Here is a 24,177-nt window from a genome sequence, read left to right as displayed (position 1 = left end):
ATCGGCGGGTGAGCGCAAAAATAAGCCGACCCATTGGGCCGGCGCTTTTCCAATTTCATGCCGCATCCCTTCGGCTCGCAAGTTGGGCTACGACTTTTCCGCCTTAGGCCTTCGACTTTCGTATTTTCCTAGATGTCGTAATACATGCAAAACTCATACGGGTGCGGTCGCAGACGAATCGCGTCCGCTTCGTTCTTCTTCTTGTAGTGGATCCATGTGTCGACCACATCTTGCGTGAAGACGTCTCCCTTTAGCAGGAAGTCATGATCGTCGGCCAATGCGACCAGCGCGTCTTCCAAGCTGCCAGGCGTCTTCGGCACGGCGGCCATTTCTTCCGGGGGCAGATCGTAGATGTCTTTGTCGAGCGGATCGCCGGGATCGATCTTGTTTTGAATGCCATCGATCGCCGCCATGGTCAGCGCGGCGAACGCCAGGTAAGGATTGCAGCTTGGATCGGGGCAGCGGAATTCAATCCGCTTCGCCTTCGGACTGGGGCTGTACATCGGAATGCGGCACGAAGCCGAGCGATTTCGCTGCGAGTAAGCCAGGTTGACTGGCGCTTCATAGCCCGGCACCAGGCGCTTGTAGCTGTTAGTGGTCGGGTTGGTGAACGCGAGCAAAGCCGGAGCATGTTTCAAAATGCCGCCGATCATGTAGAGGGCCGTTTCGCTCAGCCCGGCGTAACCGCTGCCGGCCATCAACGTGTCGTCTTTCCAAAACGAAATATGGGTGTGCATGCCGCTGCCGTTGTCGCCGAACATCGGCTTCGGCATGAAGGTGGCCGTCTTGCCATACTTCTTGGCGACGTTCTTGACGATGTACTTGTAGATCAACATCTGGTCGGCCATTTTGACCATCTCTTGAAACTTCAAGTCAATCTCGCACTGGCCGCCGGTGGCGACTTCGTGATGCTGACATTCGACGTCGAGCCCGCACTCGATCATCGTCTGCATCATCTCGTTGCGGATATCCATCATCTGATCGGACGGCGGCACCGGAAAGTAACCTTCCTTGTGGCGCAGCTTGTAACCCAGGTTCGGCCCTTCGTCGCGACCGCGGTTCCACTCTCCTTCGCAACTGTCGAGAAAGTAAAAACCTTGATGCGAGTTTTGATCAAAGCGAACGTCGTCGAAGACGAAGAATTCGGCCTCTGGGCCAAAGAACGCGCGGTCGGCAATGCCGGTCGAGCGGAGATAGTTGACCGCTTTGCGGGCGACATTGCGCGGGTCGCGCGAGTAATCTTCGCGCGTGATCGGATCTTGAATGTTGCAGATCAACACCAAGGTCGGCAGCGTGCAAAACGGGTCGATGAACGCGGTGTCGGCTTGGGGCACAATCAGCATGTCGCTTTCGTTGATCGCTTGCCAACCGCGAATGCTAGAGCCGTCAAAGCCGAGCCCATCTTCAAAGATATCTTCGACCAACTTGCCAACCGGAATGGTCGTGTGCTGCCAAAGGCCGGGGAAGTCCATAAAGCGGAAGTCGACCGCTTTCACATCTTTTTCGCGACAGAGCGCTAATACTTCTTTCGGTGTCACTCGATTTCCCCTTTGCCTGAAAAAGAAATAGGTTCCGCGCGACGCAGGGCCTGGGGCTGCATGACAGGCGCTGAAGTGCGGAAACGCTTGGAAACACCGTACTTTGTACCACCTGGCGAAGCGGCGGTCATCTAGCCGAAGCGACCTTCGCAACTGGTTATCGAGCATCTCCACCTATGCTGTCTCGTCCTTCGCTGGCTCGACTCAAAGCGCTGATCGCAGAACAAGCAAATCACAACACTTCAGCCCCAGACCGAAAATATTCCCCAATTTCCAGGTAGCTTTTCTCTCGCTCCAGCCGAAATTGGACGATATACTGCAAAAACAGTAGAAATTTCCCCCCCGGTTTTACCTGAGAATCCGATGTCCAGGAAACGCACGCTCTATGCGCTGTCGCTGTTGGCGCTAGTGCTCGTCACCGGCATGGCGATCGCCCAATTTGGCCCGCCGCTGCGCCGTCATTTGGCGAATCAGATACGTCAGCTGCAACTAGTGCCGGCGACCGAAGCGCCGGTTGGGCCTAATCGTGTGCAGATTGAAGTTGTCGGCGCCGATCGCGTGATTTCGGCCAACGGCATTCCCGACCACAAGACTGGTCAGTTTCCTAACCGGGGCAATCCGCACCAGATCGAAGAACAACGCTACGTCTATCGCATTCCGGCAAAGCCCGCAGCCGCCGCGCGGATCACGCCGCTGTCGATGCAAAGTTTTGGCATCTGCATCAACGGCGTCCCTTTTGATCCCGGCGCCGCCGAATGGTACCAAGGAGATCCCAACGGCGGTTGGCGGTACGAAGCCCTCTCTGGCGCCGTGGCGCTAGGAATCGACGCGAATCATGCTCATGTGCAGCCCAACGGCGCCTATCACTATCACGGACTGCCAAGCGGCTTTTTGAAAGAATTGAATGTCAGGCGCACTGCGCACTCGCCGCTAATCGGCTGGGCGGCGGATGGTTTTCCGATCTATGCGATGTATGGCTATAAAGATCCGCAAGACGCCGAGAGCGAGATTGTCGAACTCGATAGCAGCTTTCGTTTGAAAACAGGCAAACGGCCCGGCGGCAACCAAGGTCCCGGAGGAACATACGACGGTACGTTCCTCGCCGACTACGAGTATGTCGAAGGCAAAGGAGACCTGGACGCGTGCAACGGCCGCTTTGGCGTGACGCCCGAGTTTCCGGACGGGACCTACGCTTACTTCTTAACGCAACATTGGCCCGTCATCCCACGCGCCTATCGTGGTACGCCCTCCGAAGATTTTGTGCGCGGTCCCCGGCCCGAAGGAAATGGTCGCCGAGGAAACAATCGTGGGTCTGGAGCGGCAGGACCTGCGGGACGCGGCGGATTTCCTCCTCCCAGAAGGTAAACCCACGATGCCCAATCGATTGGATCCTACGCACAGTTCGCCGCAATCGCACCAAGCAAGATCGGCCAAATCAGAGATCCCCTTTGCGCCAACGAATCCGCTGGAGAACGCGTTGGTCGAAGCGAATGCAGGCCGACTCGAACATCGCGACTTGCTCAAAATTTTCGTCGACTCCGAGGTGTATGAAATCACCAACGACGCACCACGGTGCGAAGACGATCCTTGTTTTCCGCTCAGTTTTCAGGACCCCGATCAGGGTCGCATGATCGCAGTATTTTCTGATCCCAGTCGGACGGCCTCCTTTCAAGAACAAGCGCCGCACGTTTTGGCGCTGTCAGGCTCGCAGGTTTTTCAATCGCTTCCTGCCGGACATGGAATCGTGCTGAATCCCGGATCCGAAGTTGAACTGACCATCCCCGGCTACGGCGTCTTAAACATCCGCCGCGACTTTGGCATCCGTCGCGTAGTGGAATAGCGAGTCGGCTAGTCCAGGATGAAAAAGAAGTCCGGTCTCTTCGTAACCCGTTACGAAGATGGATCGCCGGCATTTTTCCGCCGAGTCCAGAGCGTCAAGAAACAAGGCATCATCACCGTACGGACGATGAACGTATCAACCAGGATGCCGACGGTCAGTGAGAAGCCGATTTCGACGATCGCCAGCAGTTCGCCAAAGCACATCGCGACGAAGGTGCCGGCCATGATGACGCCGCAGCTCGATATGATGCCGCCGGTGTGACGAATCGCTTTGCGCAAGCCGGCGGTTGGGCCCAGCCGGCGCTGCTCTTCAAAGACGCGGGTCGCCAGGTAGATGTTGTAATCTTGGCCGACGGCGATCAGGATAACGAACAAAAACAACGGCGCCTTCCAGTCGAGCCCTTGATAGCTGTCCGGAAACATCGCCGCAAAAAACCACTCCGTCGCTCCCAGCGTCGCGTAATAGCTGAGCAACACCGACGCAATCATGTACGCACAGACGACCGGTCGACGCAGGATCATCAACAAGACGGCGCCCACGCCGAGGACGACCAGCAATTCGATCCGCTGCGAGTCGTTTTTGGTGACGCTCCGCAGGTCACGCACGCCGGCGGTCGTACCGGAAATATAGAACTGCAGATCCTGCCAATTGCTCGATACGTTCGCGTGATATTCAGCAAGCGCTTTCTCGATATTTCCGACCGACGAAATCGCTTTCAGCGAGAAGGGGTTCTCATCAACCACAACGCGAAACAGGGCCGCTTTTCCCTTAAACTGCGACGTTTGCGGCAGAAACTGCTCACGAGTGCGAATATGGTTTTTCAAGAAGACTTCGGAAGTGAGCAACGAGATTCGCCCCGGTTGATGACCGAGCGGGTTTTCGCTGCTGTAAACTTTAACGACGCGCGGATCGGCGGCGAATAAACGCTTGGTCAATTGGGCGATCGCTTTGCTTCCCTCTTTCGATTCGAAGTCGCCGGTGTCGGTTTTCGCCATGACGATGACCGGGTTCGCTTGACCGATCGGAAAGAATCGCGCCAGTTGCTTGGCGCCTTGTTTGGCGGGACGATCATCGGGCAAATCGTTCAGCAAGTCGTAAGAAACCTCGACGGCCTGACCGGTGGTGATGCGCAGCCAGATCGGATTCCAGGCCGGAATCAACAGCAGCGAGACCGTCAGCACCAACAGCAAGCCGGGCCGCCGACTGACCGCGGCGGCGATCCATTCCCAAAAGTTTGCGCGAGAGTCGTGCTGATGATCCTGCAGCGAATCGACCGACATCGGCCAGAACGTCTTGCGTCCCAGCGCTTTCAGCAGCGCCGGCGCGAATGTCAAACAGACGGCCAAGGTCACCAGCAAACAAAGCGCGATCGCCGGGCCGCTATTCCGAAACTTGCCAAAGTCGGCGAAGAACATCATTCCCAAGCCAACGACCGTCGTCAACGCACTGCCGCAAATCGCGTCCGCCGTGCCCTGCAGCGCTTTGGCGACCGCTTCGCCGGGATCGCCGCACTCGGCCAACTCTTCTTTGTAGCGTGAGATCAGAAAGAGACAGAAGTCGGTGCCGGCGCCAAACAGGATCACCACGATAAAGATCTTAGAGGTTTTAAAAACCTCGAAATCCCACCAGCCGAAGCCGGGCAATTGATCGACCAGCGTCAGCGCCGCGACCAACCAGGTCGCTACGCAAAACGAAATCGCGATCGACAACAGCGGCGCCATCGCCAAGAGCGGAGCGCGATAGACGATCAGCAGAATGATGATCACCAGGGCGATCGTGTAAAACTCAGTGCTGGCGATACTCTCTTTCGCCGCTAACAACATATCTCCGCCGATCGCGGCGCTGCCGGTGACGCCGATTTCTAGCTGCTCGTCGCCGGCGGCCTCAATTTCGGCACGGCGCTCATTCAACAGCGCCTCGATCTGACTGACGATCCGAATGTTGTCGGTTGCAGCTAACTCATTGGTCAACTGCAACACGATCAGCCCCGCTTTTTGCTCGGGGTCGATCAGCATCTTGCCGACGACTTCGGTATGGCGCGTCCAAACGTCAAACAATTTCCAATCCGGAGAATCGACCGGCAAAGTCGCAGCCGTTTCGTTTTCTAATTGGGGGTCAAGTGCAATCGCTTGCGCTTTCTGTTGCTGCGCATCCGAGTCGCTCCCCTGCAGCTTGGCCAGCATCGCAAGATTCCAAACGGGTGCGGCGGCGTCGTAATCTAAGAGTTCCGCCTCGGTGAGTGCGGCCTCAGCGCGATCGAGCAACTTCGTTCGCTCTTCACCGTTCGCAGCTTCGGCTTGATGGAGCCACTCGATTCCCTGGGCGTTTTGAAACGGAGAAGCAAGCCGATCGATCGTTTTCCATTGCGATTCGCTGAGCGGTTGCTCGTCGCGCCGCGAAGCGATAATCACAATTTGGCTTTTGGCTTTGCGATCCGGAAAAGCGGCGGTCAGTTCACGCTCGGCGATCAGCGCCGGAGAATTGGCAGGCAGATAGGCCAAATCACCGTCGAGCGTTACATCGTCCCAATGGGGAGGAGCGACGACGGCGCACACCGCCAGGAGAATCCAAATGGCGATAATCAGGATCCAGCGGCGGGCGATCAGCTGGCCAAGTCGCTCGAATGTCAAAGCAAAACTGGGGGTAGATAGGAAAACAGTCCGTATCGGGAAGGATACGGACTGTTTCGCAATTTACTAGGGTACGTCGTGCGACGCCAACCCTCTCCCCTCAGATGAGTTAGCGCTGACCGATCGCGCGATTCGAGATTTGCGCCGGTTGCAGCTGCACCAGGGCCGCTTCGAGTCCAGCGTCGAGGGCCGCATCGGCCTTCGATTCCAAGATCGTAACGCCGTCGACCGGTTTGGCGACTTGGCGAACAATCACATCCGGCGTTACGCCGCGATTGCTGATCGCTTGGCCGCTGGGGGAATAGAATTTGGCGGTGGTCAGTCGAAGTCCTGCGTTGGCGACCCCCAGCGGGAAGATCCCCTGGACCGAACCTTTTCCATAGCTACGTTCGCCGACGACGGTGCCGCGATGGTTGTCGTGAATCGCTCCGGCGAAGATCTCGCTGGCGCTGGCCGAGTTGGCGTCGATCAGCACGACCAGCGGCATTCGCCAGGTGCCCGCCTGATGGGCGGTATAGTCAAAATCTTCCCCAGCGCTGCGACCGCGCGTCGAGACGATCGTTCCCTGATCCAGGAACAAGTCGGCGATTTCAACCGACGAAGTGAGCAAACCGCCGGGATTCCCTCGCAGGTCAATCACCAAGGCTTGCATCCCTTGACGATGCATGCTCCACAATGCGGCGGTCAAATCCCGCGTGGTCGTCTTCTGGAAACTAGCGATTCGCAGATAGGCGACGCCGGCGGCCGGATCGATCATTTTGACCACGTCGACGCTCGGCACTTCAATCCGATCACGCGTCACCGAAACGTCCCGTTGATGATCATTCGCGTCGGCGATCGTCATGCTGATCGAACTGCCGATTACGCCTTTCAGCATGTCGGCAGCCTTCTCGCTTCCTAACTGGTCAATCGAACGTCCTTCGACCGCGACGATCCGTTCGCCATCCAAAATACCGGCCTTGTCAGCCGGGCTGCCGGGAATCGAGCGCACGATCAACAACGCGTCATCCTGCGTCTTCAGTTCAATGCCGACGCCGACAAAGTTTCCTTCGATCTGCGAATAGACTTCGTTCAGTTGGTCCGGCGTCAAAAAGCAAGAGTAGTGGTCAAGCGACCCAGCGGCGCCGCTGATGAACTCCAACACGGCCGCGGTCGCCGGCATGCCCGAGATGCGTTGCGAGATCTGACCCGCTTGCAGCGCGATGGCCCGGACGTCAAAGCGATTTTGAACGCGATCGATCTGTGCTGACTGCCACAGTTGGCGGCGGAGATCGGCGATCTGCTCTTCGCTCATCCCCTTCAGATTGACCTGACGGAAAGTGCGATCAAACAGTGCGGCGTCCAACTGCAACATGCCGCGGTAGGCCAAATCCGACCAACGGGGCGAGTCGACATAGTTTGTCTGAATTTTGGCGAGCAGATCGTCGTACAACGACAACGCCTGATCGGCCGGCAGATTGCGCATGCCGCCGACAAAGCTGCGATCGGCGTAACGACGGGAGACGTCATAACGGCGACGAACCGTGTCGACCTTCTCTTTCAGCTGAGCGACTTCGGGAAAGGCTCGCGCCGCATCTTCAAAATGCGTCAGGGCCTCGGCCCAGCGTCCCTCTTTTTCCAGCAGTTCGCCATCGGCGATCAGCTGCGTGATTTCGCGCTGATCCAGAACGGCTTCGTCCGGAATTTTGACTTGGGCCAGCGCCGCTTGAGAAGCGACGAGCGAAAGTAGTATTAGCGTTAACAAGAAGGCGCCGGCAAAGCGGAAGGCCGATCTTGGCGTAGTCCATCGCAACATTCGAGAATCCGTCGTGTTTTGGGGCCAATCGCCCGGCGAGGCGATCTGGGGAAACCGCCGCTTGCGCGACGTTAACCGACCTAAGATTGGGGCCCTGAGTCTCGACCCGCGAAAGCTTAGGTCACGATTTCGCCCTGGTCAAAAAAACCGACAAGAAACCGAGAGAGTTTATTCGGCATAATCGGCGCCAGCCGAACTTGATGCTCGGGTGGTGACGCCTGCCGCCGTTCTCGGCGTTAGTCACGAATGGTCGGTTGCGCATCCTGGCGCAGCGGTACGTCTTGAACCGATCCTAGAAAGGGCTTGCTCCCAGCTTCCTCATCATACGCGAAACATGAGGAAATCGTTCAGATCTTGCCGAAAATTCGGCGGATAGCGGCGCTAGCGGAAGTTTGCCCTCGGCAAGCCGGTGCGCTACTGTTAATAAGGAGTAAGCAAGCCAATTCCCCCCTCGGACCTATCTCCAACCGCAAGAATGGCCTACCAAGTCCTCCTGATTTTGCTGCTCGGAGCAGCGGCCGGCGCCGCGACGCTCTACCTTCCCCGGCTCCGGCTCAGCCCGCGGATCTCGCTGCGCGCATTGCTGGCGGTGGTTGCAATCCTCAGCCTGCCGCTCGCCTATCTGACCCATTGGCGCTATTACGACCGAGCCCAGGTTGGCTGGCTGCAGGTCGATTCGCCCCAGGCGAAACGATTGTTGGGCGAAGTCGAAATCGCCGCCAACGCCGATACGCCCACCGCCGCCTACACCGCGAACTATGTCGACGTGCGCCGTCTGTATCAACAAGCCGAATCAACCGTTCGGCCCAGCGGCGCCTTGCAGGTCGATTTTGACAACGACCGAGTCGTCATCCAGTGCGAAAATCCGCTGGAACTGCAGGCGCTGGTCGCCGAAATGAAACAGACCGATCGCCGCAGCCCCGATCAATTTGTGATTCGAGGAATCGTCGTCGATCGGGACGGATTGCCGATCTCCGGCGCCGCGATCGACTTGATCGGCCCCTGGTCGATGGAAAATTTCTTCCGCACCCGAGCCGACGGCAGCTTTTCGATGCCCGTGAATGCTCCCGAGGGGGACGGTTATGCGCTGCAAATTCGCGCAGACCAAAATCACCCCATTCTGACGACACCCTTTTCGCTCGACGAAACGGAGCGGGAACGAATTGCCCGCGTTCGACTTCCCCGGTAGCCGCGCTTTAGCGCTTGCAGGAGACGACTTGTCGGACGAAAATCGACATATCCATCCTTGTCGATGATTCCACGTCACATCCGACTCCCTGCCAGCATGAGCCGCCTGTGAGTTTTATCGCGTCTTGTCCGCACTGCCAGGCGAAGTTCGCCGCGCAAGATCATCTTGCCGGTAAAAATGTGCGCTGCCCGAAATGCAAGGTTCCCTTCCGAATCGGCGATGTGGTGGGCAAAGCGCAGAAAAAAGCCGAGGCCGAACGAGCGCAGAGCCGGAACAGCAAAAGCTCGCTGGACGAAGATTTACCGGTTGCCCGTCCAGCCAAGTCCAAACCAGCGAAGCCCAATCCGACAAAGTCCCGCCCCACGAAATCCAGTTCCGCCCAAGCTGGGTCCGCGCGTCCGTCGGCCTCTGCTCCCTCGACGACGCCAACGCGCTCTTGGAAAGAGATCGCGCAAGAAAATCAGCCGGATCCCCCCTCCGTTCCGTCTGCGGCAGCCGCTGCACCGATTCCCGCTCCTGAGCCGGCAGTGCCGCCGCATGTGACTCCACCGCCGGAACAGCCGATTGTTTTGAGTCCCACGCTGACCGCCGCGTGGGAATCGCTGCCGCCGATCATCTTGGCCACGGCGCGCCATCAAGTCGCGGCGCTCCCCCAAACATCTGCTTTCCAGTCGCCATCGGATGTCGATCGCGAGATCGAAATGTTGACGGCAGTAAAAATGCCGGCCAGCAACGACGATCTGGATGATTCGCTGCTCGATCAACCGAGTACGAATTCGACGATTCACCGACCGAGTACGATGCCGCCGCCGAATCAACGACCGGCCGAAGAAGTGATCGAACTCGGATTTGAGGATCTGGTGGTCGAGGAACTGGACGAAGAAGTCATCGAGCTCTCGGATGATGATTTCATTGACGACTCTTCATCGCCGGCGATTGAATTCGATCCTTCGGACGAGATCATCACGGAAGTAGAAATCGTCGAGGAGGATCCGCCGCGTCGCTCGTCCGCCGCTTTGTCCGCGAGTCCTGGCCCCGCTTTCGCAAGCAAACCGGCTCCTGCCGCGGCCCAAGAGCTGGATCCGCTCGTCGCTCCCAGATCGAACCGTCAACTGACGATGTTGCTGGTCGGCGGCGCCGGAAGCTTGGCGGCGATCTTGACCATCATCGCCGTCGTTATTTCGCTCAGCGGCGATTCGCCCGAGTTTCAGCCGAGTGAGACGTTTACGCCCACTTCCAGTATCCGCCAATTTGCCGATCCCAGCGGCAGGATCAGCGTCCATTTTCCGCAGCCATTTAGGGTCATCCCTTCAGTCCACCGCAACAACGTTACGTTGCGTGGAGCCCAATTGGTCGGCAAGTCCGAAACTTTTAGCGTCTATTACTGCGATACGATACCCGGCGTCATCCCCCCGTCCGGCGCCAAGCCGCTGCGTGAGCATTGGCTCGCTTTTGACCTGCCGGAACTGGCCGATTCGAGCCCCGCGATCACCTCGATTCGTCGGCATCTGATTGGCCAAGATTACGCCGTTGAATATCGCCTGGCGACCGATATTCAGCGAGATCAGCCAGGCGAATCGCGTGTTCTTTTAATCTTCATACAGCAACGAATGTTTCTCCTCATCTGGTCTGGAGAAGAATATCGCGAGGATGTCGACAATTTTTTTGCGTCGTTTTCGATCGGCGATGAAAAATTTGGCGTTCGCGGAGAAGAATGAAGCGGATCGTCAAGCCTGTTCCGTGATTGCAGACCGACCGACTGGGCGAAAGAATGGGTGAGATATCCCAGCGGGTATTTGCGGCCCAGCAGACTGTTTACCTCGTCTCCCTACTTCCTCGAAAGGATCGCTACGATGCCTATCGTTGCGACCTGTTCGCACTGTCACGCGACCTTTGAAGCCAACGATCGCTTGGCGGATAAAAAGATCCGCTGCCCGAAATGCGGCGAAGTCATTCGCATTTCGTCCGGAGCAGCGACGCCTGGCGCCACCACGTTCCGCGGCGCCCCCGCTCTGTCGCGCAACCTGATGGACGACGCCGAGATCCCGATCAAAGATCCGCTGGCGGACCGTGCGGCCCATTCGCTGGCGCGCAAGAAGTTTCGGCGGCGCCTGATGCTCTGGTCGGTCCTGCTAACCTTTGTCGCAATCATCGGCGTGGGCATTTACATCGCCTACCAAAAAGTGCAAACGATGAAGATGCCGGTCGCCGCCGCCGGCGGAATCATCATTCCCCCGCCTCCGCTCGCCGATCAGTTGCACTGGAGCACGTTCGAAAGTCCGAACGACTGGTCCATTCAATTTCCTGACGTTCCCCAAGAAAGCAGCGCGGATGGTACGACCACGATCTGGCTGGACGGCGGCCCCGATTTGGGACGCTTTTTGGTGGAGGTCCGCCAGGAATCCAATGCGGCGTGGAACAATCTGACCGGCCAAATCAGCGTCGAGGAAGCGAAGAGAGAAGTCAATTCGGCGAATCTATTAAGTGTTGCTGATCGACGCTCTCTGTTCGCGACCGGCTATCAGGTGCATCGCATTCGTTTGACCGGAGACATCCCCATGCAAGGTTCTCATTCGGCGATCACCTACAAGTTTTCGGTCGACGGCGCGACCTATACAATCCTCTGGCAAGGCAAAACAAGCGAGGCCGGTTCCCAAGTCGTGCGTCATTTCTTCGTCTCGTTCCAACGGAAAGGGGCTGCGCCCCTTTCTGGTTAGCACCGCTGGCGCTTCGTTATTTTTTGCACTTTCGCTCGCTAGCGGCATATAAAAGAAAATGGGAATCTTCGCTTGTTTCCAATCAACAAGCGGTTTTACTTCGGCAAATTTCAGTCGCGTTTCGCCAGGATCTACGCAGCCGTGCATTATTTCGTTTCTGACCTGCATCTTTTTTCAGCGCGCTCGAATGCGTCGCTTTATGAGGATGCGTTCAACGAGCGAGCCGCGACGGGTTCGACGTTTGTTCTCGGCGGCGACATCTTTGATTTCGATTGGTCGACCTTTCCCTCTGCCGAAGCGACGACCAATGCGGCGATCGAGTGGCTCCACCGCTTTGTCACCGCTCATCCTGATTGCCAGTTTCACTATCTGCTGGGAAATCACGACTGCCTGCCTGCGTTCGTCACTCGACTCGACGAACTCTCCGCTTCCCTCTCAAACTTAGCGTGGGAACCCTTTTATTTGCGCATCGGCGACGTCCTGATGCTGCATGGCGATGTTGCGAATCGTCACATGGACGCCGCCGGCCTGATCGCCGCCCGCGCCACGAAAAACGAGCCGCGGCGCCGCCCCGCCTATCATCACCAGCTTTATAGTTTGGCCGTCAAAGCTCGTCTGCACAAAGCGATTAGCGTTGCGATCAATCCCAAGCGTCTCGTGGCGCGGCGTATTTTGTCCTATCTTGAATCGGTCGGCCACGGCGTCGAAAGCGGAATTACGGACGTCTATTTTGGCCACACCCATGTGCCGATGCGGCAATACTGCTATCAAGGGGTTCTCTTTCACAATGGGGGCGCCGCGATGCCTGGGCTGAAATTCCAGATTTTGGAAGTGAATCTTTCGTGACAGGGCCTTTCGTGACAGGGCGCCGCGCGAATCGCTTGAACTTCGCCGACGCCCCGGTTGTCCTATTTTCGCAGTTCGTACCGATTGCGACTCGTTTGTTGGCCGGCGATTTGTAACGATCTATAATTCGGAAGCCGAATTGTCGGAAAGTTGATGCGTCTGGCGACGAATCCTTATTGGACGAATTTAATTTCTCTCTACGGCGACTGCGGAGCGAAACCCCATTGCGGAAAGTCTCGATGCAAACACGAGTCCCTAGGCAAAGCCCCCTGCTGCTGTCGACCTGGTGCTGCTTGGTCGTCGGCATGCTGTCGGTTCCGCTGTGCGCTCAAGACGACGCTCCGCGCCAAGCGGCTCGCGTGCGCATCTCGTTGCCGATCGCCGGCTCGTCCGATGTCGCGATTCAACAAAGCGTCGAACGCGCCTTGCAAGCGTTGCCTACGGTCGAGCCGCGGCCAGTACTGATTTTAGAAATACGACCGGGCCGCGGCGGGTCGGCCGATGCGAGCCAATTTGAGCGCTGTCTCGCGCTCGCGCGGTTTCTGACTTCGACTGAAATGAGCCGGGTCCGCACCGTCGCTTATTTGCCAGAGTCGGTCACTGGGCACGCGGTTTTACTGCCGCTGGCCTGCGAACAAATCATCATGGCCCCTGACGCCCAACTCGGCGACGCCGGCATTCTTGAAAAATCAATTTCGGCGACGATGCGGCAAGCGTATGAAGAGATCGCCGGTTTTCGGAACTCGCTGCCGGCCGCGATTGCTCTCGGCATGCTCGATCGCCAAACGCAAGTCTTTCGGGTCAATGATCGCCAGTTCGTCACCGGCGAGAAATATGACGAAATGAAAAAGGCCGGCGAAGTCGCCAAGAGTGAGAAAATCGTCTCGACCGGCGAGCTGGCGATTTTCACCGGCCGCGACCTGCGTCTGAAGTATCAACTCATCAGCCACTTGGCGGAGTCGCAGCAGCAACTGGCCGCGCAGCTGGAAGTGTCGGATGTTGAGTTGCAACTCGACTATTCGCTAGAACGTGATTGGAAAGCGACGCAAGTCAAACTGAGCGGCGGCGTCACGAACAATCAAGTTCAACAACTGATGCGGATGATTCAAAGCGAAGTCAGCGGCAAGGTGAATCTTGTCTTGGTCGAGATCGATTCGCCCGGCGGCGATCCGGTCGCGGTCGAATCGCTCATGAATTATTTGCTGAAGCAGCCGGACGAAGTCCGGACCGTGGCGCTGATCAAACAACAGGCCGCCGGCAACGCCGCGATTGTCGCTTTCGCCTGTGACGAAATTGTCGTCGCGACCGACGCCATCCTCGGCGGCGATGGAGCCTATCAATACAGCGAGCAAGGGACGACCGACGTTCGCAACTTTTTGATTCAAGTCGGCGAAAAGAAACAGCGGCGTTGGTCGGCCTGGGCGGCGATGTGCGATCCGCAATTGGAAGTCGCCAACTATCGCCACAAGCAGTCGGGGCTCACCGCTCTCTTCTGCCCTGAAGAACTGCAGCAACAAATTGCTCCTGACCAGTGGGAGCAAACCGAAGTAATCACCATCGCAGGGCAACCGCTTGAGCTGACCGGCGGTCAGGCTTTTGATTGGCGATTGGCCGATGCGATCGCCGCCGATGCGACCGACGTCGCGCGGCGCTATGGAGTGACCGGCGAGATTTCGACTCCGGTCCGCACTTGGGCGCATCAATTGATCGACGCGCTGGCCCATCCCGGCCTCGCCTGGTTCTTTTTGTTTATCGGCATCTCGGCGCTCATCATGGAGATGCAAGCGCCCGGCGTCGGCATCTTTGGCTTTATGTCGGCGATCTGTTTTGGCTTTTACTTTTGGAGTCAATTTCTCAGCGGCACCGCCGGTTGGTTGGAAGTGCTGCTGTTTGTCGGCGGCGTCGGCTTTGTTTTGGTTGAGATTTTCGTGCTGCCGGGCTTTGGCATTTTCGGACTCGGCGGCGGAGCAATGATCCTGGGCTCGGTCGTTCTGGCTAGCCAAACCTTTATCTGGCCGCAGACCGACTATCAACTCGCCCAAGTTCCTTACTCGCTGGCGAACATCTTTATCGTGATCGCCGCAATGGGAGCGGCGATGATGTTCGCCAAGCATATCGTGCCGTACGTCCCCTACTTGCGCGATACAATGTTGCAACCGCCGGACGAAGAGTCGGCGGAAGCGCAAAGCCGTCGCGAGACGATCGTCGACTTGACGCACCTGGTTGGACAAACCGGCGTAGCGCAGTCGCAATTGGTCCCCGGCGGCAAGGCCAAGTTTGGCCGCGAACTGGTGAACGTGACATGCGAAACAGGTTTCGCGCCGCGCGGCGCCGAATTGATCGCCGTTTCGGCCCGCGGGAATTATCTCATCGTACGGCCGAAGTAATCGCACAGCGCATCACGTAAGATATTTGCAGGAAAATAAAGATGCCGCCAATTTACTTTGCGCTGATCCTGATGGTGATCGCCTTCGCGCTGATTTTTTTGGAATTCCTGCTTCCCTCGGCCGGCATCTTGGGAGTGCTCGCGTTCTTCACGATGCTCAGCTCGATCGGCTGGGCCTATTACTACTGCGGGCCCACGGTGGGAACCATCTTCTTGGGCGTCGCAGTGATCGCAATGCCGGCGGTCTTTGGAATCGCGGTCAAGTTTTGGCCCCATACCCCTATCGGTAAGCTGGTGCTGCTCAATACTCCTTCCAGTACGAAGGAAGAAGAGGCCGAAAAAGAGCATTTAACCCGCCTGGTTGGCAAGCTCGGCGTCGCGACTTGCACGCTGCTGCCAGGCGGCTACGCCGACATTGAAGGGGAAAGCTGGAACGTCATCAGCGAGTCGGGCGCAATCGAATCTGGCGAGAAAATCGAAGTGGTCGAAGTCGATGGGACCCGAATTGTCGTCGTTCGAGCCGAGGACCAGTCGCCGAGCGCTCCCACCGCCGCCGACCAGACAGCCGACGGCAATCCCTTCACGCAACCGATTGACTCGCTCGGAATCGACTCGTTCGAGGATCCGTTCGCTTGACTTGCGCTACCGAACCAGATTAAACATGGGTGCGGAGATTTGCCCCAACACCAGCGAGTGAGAAGTTAATCACCATGTTAATCGCCGACTTTTTGGACAACTTTACGCCCGTAATCATCTTTGGGATGTTGGTTGTTGCGGTCATTTTTCTGATCATTTTCGGCGTGATGGCCTTTTACTTCCGGCTTTGGATTCAATCGATCTGGACCGGAGCCGGCGTCGGCATCTGGGATTTGATCGGCATGTCGTTCCGCAAAGTGAATCCCAAGACGATCGTCCGCAGTAAAATCATGGCCGTGCAAGCCGGTCTGGGCGAAAGCACCGGCATCACCAGCAAAGCGCTGGAAGCCCACTTTCTGGCCGGCGGCAATGTCCCGCTGGTAATTCGCGCCTTGATCGCCGCGAACAAAGCGAAAACGATTCAATTGACCTTCCGCGAAGCGACCGCGATCGACTTGGCGGGACGCGACGTGCTGGAAGCGGTTCAGACCAGCGTTTATCCGAAAGTGATCGACTGCCCGCCGCGGGGTTCGGCGCGCCCTTCGCTGGATGCGGTGGCCAAAGACGGCATTCAGCTGAAGGTGAAAGCTCGCGTCACCGTGCGAGCCAACCTGCAAAAGCTGATCGGCGGCGCCACTGAAGAAACGATCATCGGCCGCGTCGGCGAAGGGATCGTCAGCGCGATCGGTTCGGCCGAAACCCATTCGGTCGTGCTCGAGAATCCCGACATGATCTCCAAGACGGTGCTCGCACGGCGTTTGGACCATAACACCGCGTTCGAGATCGTTTCGATCGACATCGCCGATATCGACGTCGGCGAGAACATTGGCGCTCGTTTGAGCGCCGACCAGGCCGAAGCCGATACTCGCGTCGCTCGGGCTCGCGCCGAAGGAAAACGCGCCATGGCGGTCGCCGCCGAACGAGAAAACATGGCCGAGATCGAAAACGCCAAAGCAGTCTTGGTCGAAGCCGAAGCGGAAGTCCCGCTGGCGATGGCCGAAGCGTTTCAATCAGGCCGGCTCGGCATCATGGACTATTACTCGCTACGCAACGTCCAGGCCGATACCGACATGCGAAAATCGATCGCGATCTCCGGTTCCAATCCGTCCAAGTAACATCTGACGAGGTGGATGGATATGTTGCTAACCCCAATCCTGCTTGGCGTCGATCTCGACGTGATCATCAAGATCGCGATCGTGCTGTTGTTTGTCGTCGGACCGGCAATCCTAAAGATGTTCGGCGGCAGCACCACGCAAAGCGACAGCGGCCGGAATCGGGAGACTCCTCGCCCGCCGAGAACGCCGCAAAAGCCCCGTCCACAGCAAGGGGGAGGCAACGATCTCGAATCGGAAATCTCCGACTTCTTGCAGCGAGCCAATCGCGATCAACGGGGCGAATCCGCTCCACCGACCTACGCTTCCGAGCATGAAATGGTCGAAGCGGAAATCGTCACGCCGCTTCCCGCGCTAACAGCGCATGACCAACTTCCCAGCCATCTTGCCGATACGCCCCAAGAGGCGCTCCCGTCGCATGGCGAAGATTATACCGACGAAGTCGAAACCTATCTGCAAGCGGCGCGAGAACCGGCCCGCGAACCGGAAGCGTTCGACTACGATCTCGGCGATATGGAAGAGGAAGAAGGCAAACGCCAATCAGCCACCGCCGCCGCGGAACTAGCCGCGATGTTCCGCAACCCCAGCGACATGCGCAAGGTGATTATCTTGAACGAGATTATGAACCGTCCGGTTCGTTGGTAGGCGCTCAATTTTCCGGCGGCAATTCTTTCTCGTCCCCTTTGTCGAACGACACAATCACTCCATCCGCTGATATGCCCCAGGTCATCTAAGACATAGTGCGCAATCTCCGTAGCGTCGCACTACGATTCAAACAAGCTGAAAAGCATTTGACGAAGTTCCCGCTGCACGCAAAAAAAGCCGCGTGAGCCAGTGCTCACGCGGCTTTTAACTTCTACTCGGATGCGGTGATTATTTTTTCACCGGCACAAACGAGACCGCATCGGCAATCACATAACCATCGGCGCCGTCGTTGCTGATCGTGACGGTCGTTTCGCCGTCCAGATCGAACTGACCGACCGACGTAAACGCTTTGTCATGCTCCGGGTTTTGGCGCTGGTTCATTTTCGCCGGGTGCGACTCGCCGCCTGACTCGATCGCGACCGGGACGTTGCTGGCTCGATTGCCGCTGGGCGAATAGGAGACGCGAACGTCATAACGACCCGGCTTCAGTTTCGTGCTGAACGAAATCGTCGCTTTGGATTTTGACTTGGGGTCGTTAAAGCGATAGCCGCTGCCGACGTACGGCTGCACGACGCTGCTTTCTCCCCACGATCCGACCGTCTCGGCGTCAATATCATCAACAACGATCCCCGGCAAGTCTTCCGCACGCAACACCACGGTCGAGACTTTCGGCTTGCGAGCCATCTCCAGCACCTGACCGTCGGCCAACAAGCGTTCGCTCAGCTGGTCGTACTTCACGTCCTGCACCGCTTTGCTCCCTTCGATCGCTTGGACGGCGGCCGTCGCGGCCGATTGCCCCAGGATCATGAAGACCGGCTCCATGCGGATCGAACCATAGGCGATGTGCGAGGACGAAACGCAGACCGGCACCAGCAGATTTTCGCACTCGTCCCGCTTCGGCACGATCGAAAGATAGCTGATCGGATAGGCGCCGCCGGGACTGACCTGGATATCTCCTTCATTGCGGACGTTCCCTTTTTCGTCGACGTACCGCTGCGTGTTGTGCGAGTCCATGTTGTACGAGCCCAGACCGATCGACTCTGGCGTCGGCTTCAGCGCTTTCAGATATTGCTCAGACATGACAAAGTCGCTGACCATGCGGCGCGCTTCGCGAATGTAAAGCTGGTGCGGCCAGTTGTGGTTGTCGACGAACTCATCTTTCGACAGCCCCCACTGCTTCATTTCCGCTTGAATATCGGCCGGCACGCTCGGATCGTTCGTCAGAAAGTAGAGCAGACCGATCTGATAATCTTCGTGCTCTTGGATGATTTCTTGGCGGCGTTCGTAAGTCGCTTCGGGATAGTCATAGTTCATGCCGATGTTGTCGAACGAGAAACCGCCATGATTGTTGACGTCGGTTTTGAAGTTGGGCGCCGGGTCAAACTTGTTGAAAACCCCTTTCCAACCGCCGGCCAGATAACGGGCCAGCAGCGCGTAGTCGTTCGCATCGTAACCGTCTGGTTTTGGGAAGGGAACCATGTTGTCTTCGGCGGTGGTCAAGCAAGTGCGGAAACAGTAGGCCTGCAGCTTCTTGTCCCCTTCGCCATCTTCGCCCGGCGGGTCGGCCGAAATCTTGGGGAGCAAACCGCTGCTGGGATCGCCCGGCGTGACGTACGGATCGACCGGGTATTCAAACTGATGCGAGCGAGCGCGGGCCGTTTGCACGCCGTCCATCGTTTCGTCATAGACGCTGTTCGCTTCGCGTCCGACAAAGTACGAGACGCCGGCGGCCGCCATCAGGTCGCCTTCGTAGGTCGTATCCATGAAGATCTTGCCGCGGTAGGTTTCGCCATCCAGGGTTTTGATCGCGACGATCTTGCCATCCTGTTTGACGACGCCATTTTCGCGATCGAGCCAAGCGTCGCGGACGACCGGAATCTTGTACTCGGCGACCAGGTCTTCAAAGATTTGTTCCGCGACATGCGGTTCGAAGACCCACATCGCATCTTCCTCTTTCTTGTAGCGGCTGTACTGCTCCGGCTTCTGCTGACGCCAAGCGGAAGGCTCATCATAGTGCTTGCGGACGCGCTGATAGAACTCGCGCGAGATGCCGCCGATCGCCGCTTTGTTGCCGCTGTCAGTCCAGCCGAGTCCGCCGCTGGTAAGTCCGCCCAAGTGAACGTCCGGCGAAACGACAATCACCGACTTGCCCATCCGTTTGACCTGCACGGCTGCCGCAATCGCCGCCGACGTACCGCCATAAATGACGACGTCATAACTCTTTTCGGCCGCCGATAGGCGAGCGGTGAAGCAGGTCGCCAACAGCATGGCGCACAGAGCGATGGATCGAATCACGCGAAAGACTCCAGAAAGGCAGGGATTGGGGCGGGAAATTCCTATTTCTTTTATTGTAAATTGAACCGGAAGGCAAAGAAACAGCCAAGATCCCATAAAAAAAGCCGGCGGCATGCCGCCGACGGCTTTCGATTCTTTTTATTACCGCGAGTTGGCCCCTCTTACGGGAGACGTTTCACGCGGATGTCTTTGTAGTACACCGTGCTGCCGGGATCATGCGCTTGCAGTGCGAAGGTTCCCTTGTCAAAGACGCGGGTAAAATCTTTGCCCGCTTCGGCGTCGGCCGGTTCCGTGTACTCGTTGACCAGTTTGCCGTTGATCGACAATTTCACGGTCTTGTCTTTGACTTCGATCGTGTAGTCAAAGTACTCGTCATCGCCGGCCGGAGCTTCCTTCACATCTTTGACAGCGTACAGACTAGCGGTCTTACGCGGGTCCGAGTTGTAGCTGTTGTTCACCTGGCATTCAAAACCATGCTTCGGCCAGTTTTCGTCCTGGTACTTGGTATGGATGTAAACGCCGCCGTTGCTGTTGTTCTTGGTCATCACTTTGAGATTCAAAATGAAGTTCTTGAACGGCTTGTCGTCACCGACATAGAACAGATGGCTTCGGCTGCCGTTGGCGACAAACGCGCCATCCTTGATGCTCCAAGCTTTTTCATTCTCGTTGATCTTCCAACCATCGAAGCTCTTGCCGTCGGTCAGCGAGACCCAGCCCTTATCGTCATCCGCAGCACGCGCCGAAACCGCGGTCAGGGCCAAGAACAACAAGCTGAGTAGAGTCAATCGCTTCATTCGCTTCTCCAATATGTAGTGAAGGTCCCGGGGGGGATATCTGGTAAAAAGGGTCACTCATGCTCGTCGAAAGAGTCAACAAGCGGACAATTCGAGGATAACAGCTGCAAAGTTCACTGTCTATTCGCTGACTTCACGCAATCGACCTATCAAAAGCGGGTAATAATTGAGCGCCGGCCGCGAAACTCAAGAGAGCCGCGATTTTTTCCCATCACCGCGAGTCTACCGATGAACAACAAGTCGATTTTGCCCGCCATTTGGGATGTACCTGACGTTTTTCGCCGCCGCTTGGGGGACCAAGCGGGACGCCAGCGCGTCATGCAGGCAGACGGCCATCTGCTCATCGTTTTGCATCAGCCCCCAAAACCGGGCGAAAAAATCCGGATCGGCCGCTACTTTTGGCGAGACGCCAAAGGGGAATGGAACTCTAGCGACCTCGGTTCCGGCGACGGCGTGCTGGTCCGACATCTCGGACAATATGCAGCGGCCATCGACCGTCTGGAAAAACGGGAAGAAGCGGCCGAAGGAAGCGCGGCCTATTTTCAAGTGATCTCCGATCTTAGTCCCCTGCTTCGCGCCACGCGTAATCTGCAAGCGGTTCTGCAACAAGCGCGCGAGATGGGCGACAACCACAAGGTGCTGATCAACGCGCGCGATCAAGCGTATGAGTTGGAACGCAAGGCCGAGCTGCTTTACAACGAAGCCAAGAATGAACTTGATTTCGCGATCGCCCAACAGACCGAACGTCAGGCCGAATCGAGCCACCGGATGTCGATCTCAGCGCATCGGTTGAACGTGCTGGCCGCCTTCTTCTTTCCGATCGTGACGTTGGCGACGATCTTTGGCGCCGACTTGCATCACGGTTTTGAAGATTGGAACGCTCCTTGGCCGTTCCTCGCGATGACCGGCATGGGGCTGTTGCTAGGCTTGCTCCTGTGGGCGTTCGTCAGTTCGCCAATCGAATCGGCGAAGCGCGTCCAACGCGATCACAGCGAAGCCCGGCCGCCACGCGATCCGGGAAGATAGTCGGACGGCGGCAGCGGCATCAAGGCGCGCGATTGTCCGCGTCTGCGCGATGACCATGACGACGCCAACCGCGCCAGATCAGCGCCGCCGCAATTACCGTCGTACCGACCAATCCGGCGACGCGCAGCCAACCGGTTTTAAAGATGACCGTTCCATTGAACGCGATAAACAGAAAGAACCCGAGCACCGCCCCTTCAATCCAAGCAGGGCGCCGACGATAAGACTGCGGCAGCGCGGCGAGCCAGAGCGCGTCGGCGGTCCAGACAACCGCCATCAGATAGTTGACGTACAGACCTTCTCCTACGGCGGCGCCCAGCACTTCTTTGGTCTGATTGGCGATGTCGGCGAACGCGGCGGCTTGGCTGCCGTGGTGGAAAAAATAGATCGCGGCGGCGATATGCGTCAGAAACAGTGCGCAGCCCAGCGGCCACAACAGCCGATCGATCGCTTGCCAGCGCCGGTTATCGCCAGCCAACTGTCGACCGGCGCAGCAGAGAACCAGCACCGTCAAAGCGGCGCGAATGGACCAGCGCGTAAGTGCGTCTCCCAGGTCCATATTCGCGTTCAAAATCCCGTCGTCGGCCAAGTTCGTTCCAATCCGCGATAAGCCGTAGTTTTCCCGCATTCCCGGCTGTTGTAACATCACACTGAATCCGCGCGATCGCGCTGCGCTTCGCCCCTGACAAATCATAACCGCTGGCAATCTTTTGCAAGGCCCCCAAACCGATGACCATGCCCGCCAAAGCGCCTGATAAAGTAAACGTCGCCGTCGTGCAAATGACCTGCTCGACCGTCAAGCAAGAGAACGTCGACAAGGCCGTTGCGCGGATCGCCGAAGCGGCCAAACTGGGCGCCAATATCGTCTGCTTGCAAGAGCTGTTCGCCGGGCAATATCCTTGCCAGGAAGAAGATCACCTGAAGTTTCAGGAGGCCGAGCCGATCCCGGGCCCAACCAGTCAGGCGATTCAAGCCGCCGCCGCCCAACATGGGGTCGTGGTCGTCGCGTCATTGTTCGAGAAGCGGGCCGAAGGTCTTTACCACAACACGGCCGCTGTCTTTGACGCCGACGGGACGCAGTTGGGGATCTATCGCAAGATGCACATCCCAGACGATCCCCACTACTACGAGAAGTTTTACTTCACGCCGGGCGATCTCGGTTTTCGCTCGTTCCAAACCAAGTACGGCCGCATCGGCGTCTGCATCTGCTGGGATCAATGGTTCCCGGAAGCGGCTCGCTTGACCGCGCTGACCGGCGCCCAGATGCTCTTCTATCCCACGGCGATCGGCTGGCTGGTCGATGAGAAAGAAGAGTATGGCCCAGCCCAAGTCTCGGCATGGGAAACGATGATGCGCAGCCATTCGATCGCCAACGGCGTATTTGTCTGTGCACCGAATCGCGTCGGCCTGGAAGGAACGATTGAGTTCTGGGGACACTCGTTCGTCAGCGATCCGAACGGCAATCTGTTGAAAGTCGGCTCGCACGATCAGGAAGAAATATTGCTGGTCGAGTGCAACTTGGCGCAGCTCGACTTTGCCCGCACGCATTGGCCCTTTCTGCGCGATCGCCGGGTCGACGCCTACAGCGGCCTCACCAAGCTCTACCTTGACGAAGGCGCGCACTAATGGCGAAGTTGGCAGGAAAGCCCAGCGAGCTTGGCTATCGCTGGCCCGCCGAATGGGAACCGCATGTCGGCACGCTCCTCTCCTGGGCGCACAACCGCGAAAGCTGGCCCGACAAATTTAAGCCGATCCCGTTTGTCTACCAGCGTCTGGTCGAGACGTTGTCGCAGTTCGAGCCGGTCCATATTCAAGCCGCCGGCGATGCGCTGGAAGAAGCGCAGCGCATGGTCGGCCATCTCCCCAACGTCACGCTGCACCCCATCGCGACCAATGACGCGTGGGCCCGCGATCATGGGCCGATCTTCCTGCAATCGACCGCCGGTGAGCAACCGCGGGCGGCGCTCGATTGGCGCTACAACGCGTGGGGCGGCAAGTATCCGCCGTGGGACGCCGATGACGCTTCGGCCCAACTGCTGCTCGCCGATCTCGACATTCCCTACTTCGAGCCCGGCATCATCCTGGAAGGCGGCGCCGTCGAAGGGAACGGCGCCGGCGTGATCCTGACGACCGAAGAATGTCTGCTGAACCCCAATCGCAATCCGACGCTCTCTCGCGACGACATGGAGCGTTATCTGCGCGACTATCTTTGCGCAGAGAAAGTGCTGTGGCTCGGACGCGGCATCGTCGGCGACGACACCGACGGACACATTGATGAGTTGGCCCGCTTTGTCGCGCCCAACCGAATCGTCGCCGCCTACGAACCCAATCCCGGAGACGAGAATCACGAGCCGCTGGCCGAGAACTTTGCGCGCCTCCAGGCAATGACCGACCAGCACGGCAAGCCATTTGAAGTCATCAAGCTGCCGATGCCGCAACCCAAGCTGGTTGGCGAACAGCGGATTCCGGCTTGCTATTGCAACTTCTACATCGCCAACGGCGTGGTGATCGTCCCGCAGTTTGACGACCCGGCCGATGCGGGGGCCGTCGAAGTTTTGCGCCGCTGTTTTCCGGAACGCGAAATCGTCCCGCTGCCGGCGCTCGACCTGGTCTGGGGACTCGGCGCGTATCACTGCATCACGCAGCAGATCATGGCGTAGGGAATGACGAATGGGGGGAAGACTTTCGCTAGGCGCCTTTTCTTCGTAACGCATTTCCCTCGCTCGCGCTT

At 57.8% G+C, this 24,177-nt stretch carries 19 protein-coding genes and 1 pseudogene; 14 read left to right on the top strand and 6 right to left on the bottom strand.

Annotated features, from left to right (window positions below; all coding sequences use genetic code 11):
* Window positions 1-128: 128 nt before the first annotated feature.
* Complete coding sequence (gene glnA / locus M4951_RS01135; protein WP_262024647.1) at window positions 129-1,538, bottom strand: type I glutamate--ammonia ligase; 1,410 nt, start codon at window positions 1,536-1,538, stop codon at window positions 129-131.
* 363 nt (window positions 1,539-1,901) lie between these two features.
* Here glnA and M4951_RS01130 point away from each other — a divergent pair, with 363 nt between their 5' ends.
* The gene (locus M4951_RS01130; protein WP_262024646.1) at window positions 1,902-2,903 is read left to right on the top strand and encodes a YHYH protein; all 1,002 of its coding nucleotides are present in this window, start codon (window positions 1,902-1,904) and stop codon (window positions 2,901-2,903) included.
* 7 nt (window positions 2,904-2,910) lie between these two features.
* Window positions 2,911-3,378, top strand: coding sequence for an SseB family protein (locus M4951_RS01125; RefSeq protein ID WP_262024645.1), 468 nt, complete (start codon window positions 2,911-2,913; stop codon window positions 3,376-3,378).
* Window positions 3,379-3,428: 50 nt separating this feature from the next.
* Here M4951_RS01125 and M4951_RS01120 read toward each other — a convergent pair whose 3' ends face one another.
* Both M4951_RS01120 and M4951_RS01115 read right to left on the bottom strand, forming a co-directional pair.
* Window positions 3,429-6,008: an MMPL family transporter gene (locus M4951_RS01120; protein ID WP_262024644.1), complete on the bottom strand. Its 2,580-nt coding sequence runs from the start codon at window positions 6,006-6,008 to the stop codon at window positions 3,429-3,431.
* 109 nt (window positions 6,009-6,117) lie between these two features.
* Window positions 6,118-7,803, bottom strand: a complete 1,686-nt coding sequence (locus M4951_RS01115) for a S41 family peptidase (RefSeq protein ID WP_262024643.1) — start codon at window positions 7,801-7,803, stop codon at window positions 6,118-6,120.
* A gap of 475 nt (window positions 7,804-8,278) precedes the next feature.
* Between M4951_RS01115 and M4951_RS01110 the strand changes: the two genes are divergently transcribed.
* From M4951_RS01110 to M4951_RS01075, 9 genes and pseudogenes are all read left to right on the top strand, one after another.
* Window positions 8,279-8,992, top strand: coding sequence for a carboxypeptidase-like regulatory domain-containing protein (locus tag M4951_RS01110; protein ID WP_262024642.1), 714 nt, complete (start codon window positions 8,279-8,281; stop codon window positions 8,990-8,992).
* A 107-nt stretch (window positions 8,993-9,099) separates the two neighbouring features.
* Window positions 9,100-9,180: pseudogene (locus M4951_RS25605) on the top strand (hypothetical protein); the annotation flags it as partial.
* 339 nt (window positions 9,181-9,519) lie between these two features.
* A complete protein-coding gene (locus M4951_RS01105) occupies window positions 9,520-10,710 on the top strand; it encodes a hypothetical protein (protein ID WP_262024641.1) in 1,191 nt (396 codons plus the stop codon).
* A gap of 135 nt (window positions 10,711-10,845) precedes the next feature.
* Complete coding sequence (locus M4951_RS01100) at window positions 10,846-11,709, top strand: zinc-ribbon domain-containing protein (RefSeq protein ID WP_262024640.1); 864 nt, start codon at window positions 10,846-10,848, stop codon at window positions 11,707-11,709.
* Between the two features lie 72 nt (window positions 11,710-11,781).
* Window positions 11,782-12,555 (top strand): metallophosphoesterase, encoded by a 774-nt coding sequence (locus tag M4951_RS01095; protein ID WP_262024639.1) that lies wholly within the window; start codon window positions 11,782-11,784, stop codon window positions 12,553-12,555.
* A 239-nt stretch (window positions 12,556-12,794) separates the two neighbouring features.
* Window positions 12,795-14,942 (top strand): hypothetical protein, encoded by a 2,148-nt coding sequence (locus tag M4951_RS01090; protein ID WP_262024638.1) that lies wholly within the window; start codon window positions 12,795-12,797, stop codon window positions 14,940-14,942.
* Between the two features lie 41 nt (window positions 14,943-14,983).
* Window positions 14,984-15,577 (top strand): NfeD family protein, encoded by a 594-nt coding sequence (locus tag M4951_RS01085; RefSeq protein ID WP_262024637.1) that lies wholly within the window; start codon window positions 14,984-14,986, stop codon window positions 15,575-15,577.
* 74 nt (window positions 15,578-15,651) lie between these two features.
* Entirely contained in the window at window positions 15,652-16,692 is a 1,041-nt protein-coding gene (gene floA / locus M4951_RS01080; RefSeq protein WP_315985753.1) for a flotillin-like protein FloA, read from the top strand.
* A gap of 21 nt (window positions 16,693-16,713) precedes the next feature.
* Window positions 16,714-17,334, top strand: coding sequence for a hypothetical protein (locus M4951_RS01075; protein ID WP_262024636.1), 621 nt, complete (start codon window positions 16,714-16,716; stop codon window positions 17,332-17,334).
* 228 nt (window positions 17,335-17,562) lie between these two features.
* Here the strand turns inward: M4951_RS01075 and M4951_RS01070 are convergent, their stop codons facing one another.
* Together M4951_RS01070 and M4951_RS01065 are read right to left on the bottom strand one after the other, a co-directional pair.
* Window positions 17,563-19,602 (bottom strand): FAD-dependent oxidoreductase, encoded by a 2,040-nt coding sequence (locus tag M4951_RS01070; protein WP_262026974.1) that lies wholly within the window; start codon window positions 19,600-19,602, stop codon window positions 17,563-17,565.
* A 188-nt stretch (window positions 19,603-19,790) separates the two neighbouring features.
* Window positions 19,791-20,423, bottom strand: a complete 633-nt coding sequence (locus tag M4951_RS01065; RefSeq protein WP_262024635.1) for a DUF1080 domain-containing protein — start codon at window positions 20,421-20,423, stop codon at window positions 19,791-19,793.
* 228 nt (window positions 20,424-20,651) lie between these two features.
* Between M4951_RS01065 and M4951_RS01060 the strand changes: the two genes are divergently transcribed.
* Complete coding sequence (locus M4951_RS01060) at window positions 20,652-21,449, top strand: hypothetical protein (protein WP_262024634.1); 798 nt, start codon at window positions 20,652-20,654, stop codon at window positions 21,447-21,449.
* 19 nt (window positions 21,450-21,468) lie between these two features.
* On the opposite strand, the gene M4951_RS01055 is transcribed toward M4951_RS01060, so the two are convergent.
* Window positions 21,469-22,092, bottom strand: coding sequence for a hypothetical protein (locus M4951_RS01055; RefSeq protein ID WP_262024633.1), 624 nt, complete (start codon window positions 22,090-22,092; stop codon window positions 21,469-21,471).
* Between the two features lie 83 nt (window positions 22,093-22,175).
* Between M4951_RS01055 and M4951_RS01050 the strand changes: the two genes are divergently transcribed.
* Both M4951_RS01050 and M4951_RS01045 read left to right on the top strand, forming a co-directional pair.
* Window positions 22,176-23,072: a carbon-nitrogen hydrolase gene (locus M4951_RS01050; protein ID WP_262024632.1), complete on the top strand. Its 897-nt coding sequence runs from the start codon at window positions 22,176-22,178 to the stop codon at window positions 23,070-23,072.
* The gene (locus tag M4951_RS01045) at window positions 23,072-24,106 is read left to right on the top strand and encodes an agmatine/peptidylarginine deiminase (protein WP_262024631.1); all 1,035 of its coding nucleotides are present in this window, start codon (window positions 23,072-23,074) and stop codon (window positions 24,104-24,106) included. Before M4951_RS01050 ends, M4951_RS01045 begins: the two co-directional genes overlap by 1 nt.
* Window positions 24,107-24,177: the final 71 nt, after the last annotated feature.

The sequence above is a fragment of the Blastopirellula sp. J2-11 genome, assembly GCF_024584705.1.
Lineage (GTDB): Bacteria > Planctomycetota > Planctomycetia > Pirellulales > Pirellulaceae > Blastopirellula.
The sequence above is the reverse complement of the archived record's forward strand: the minus strand, read 5'-3'. Positions and strand labels throughout refer to the sequence as shown.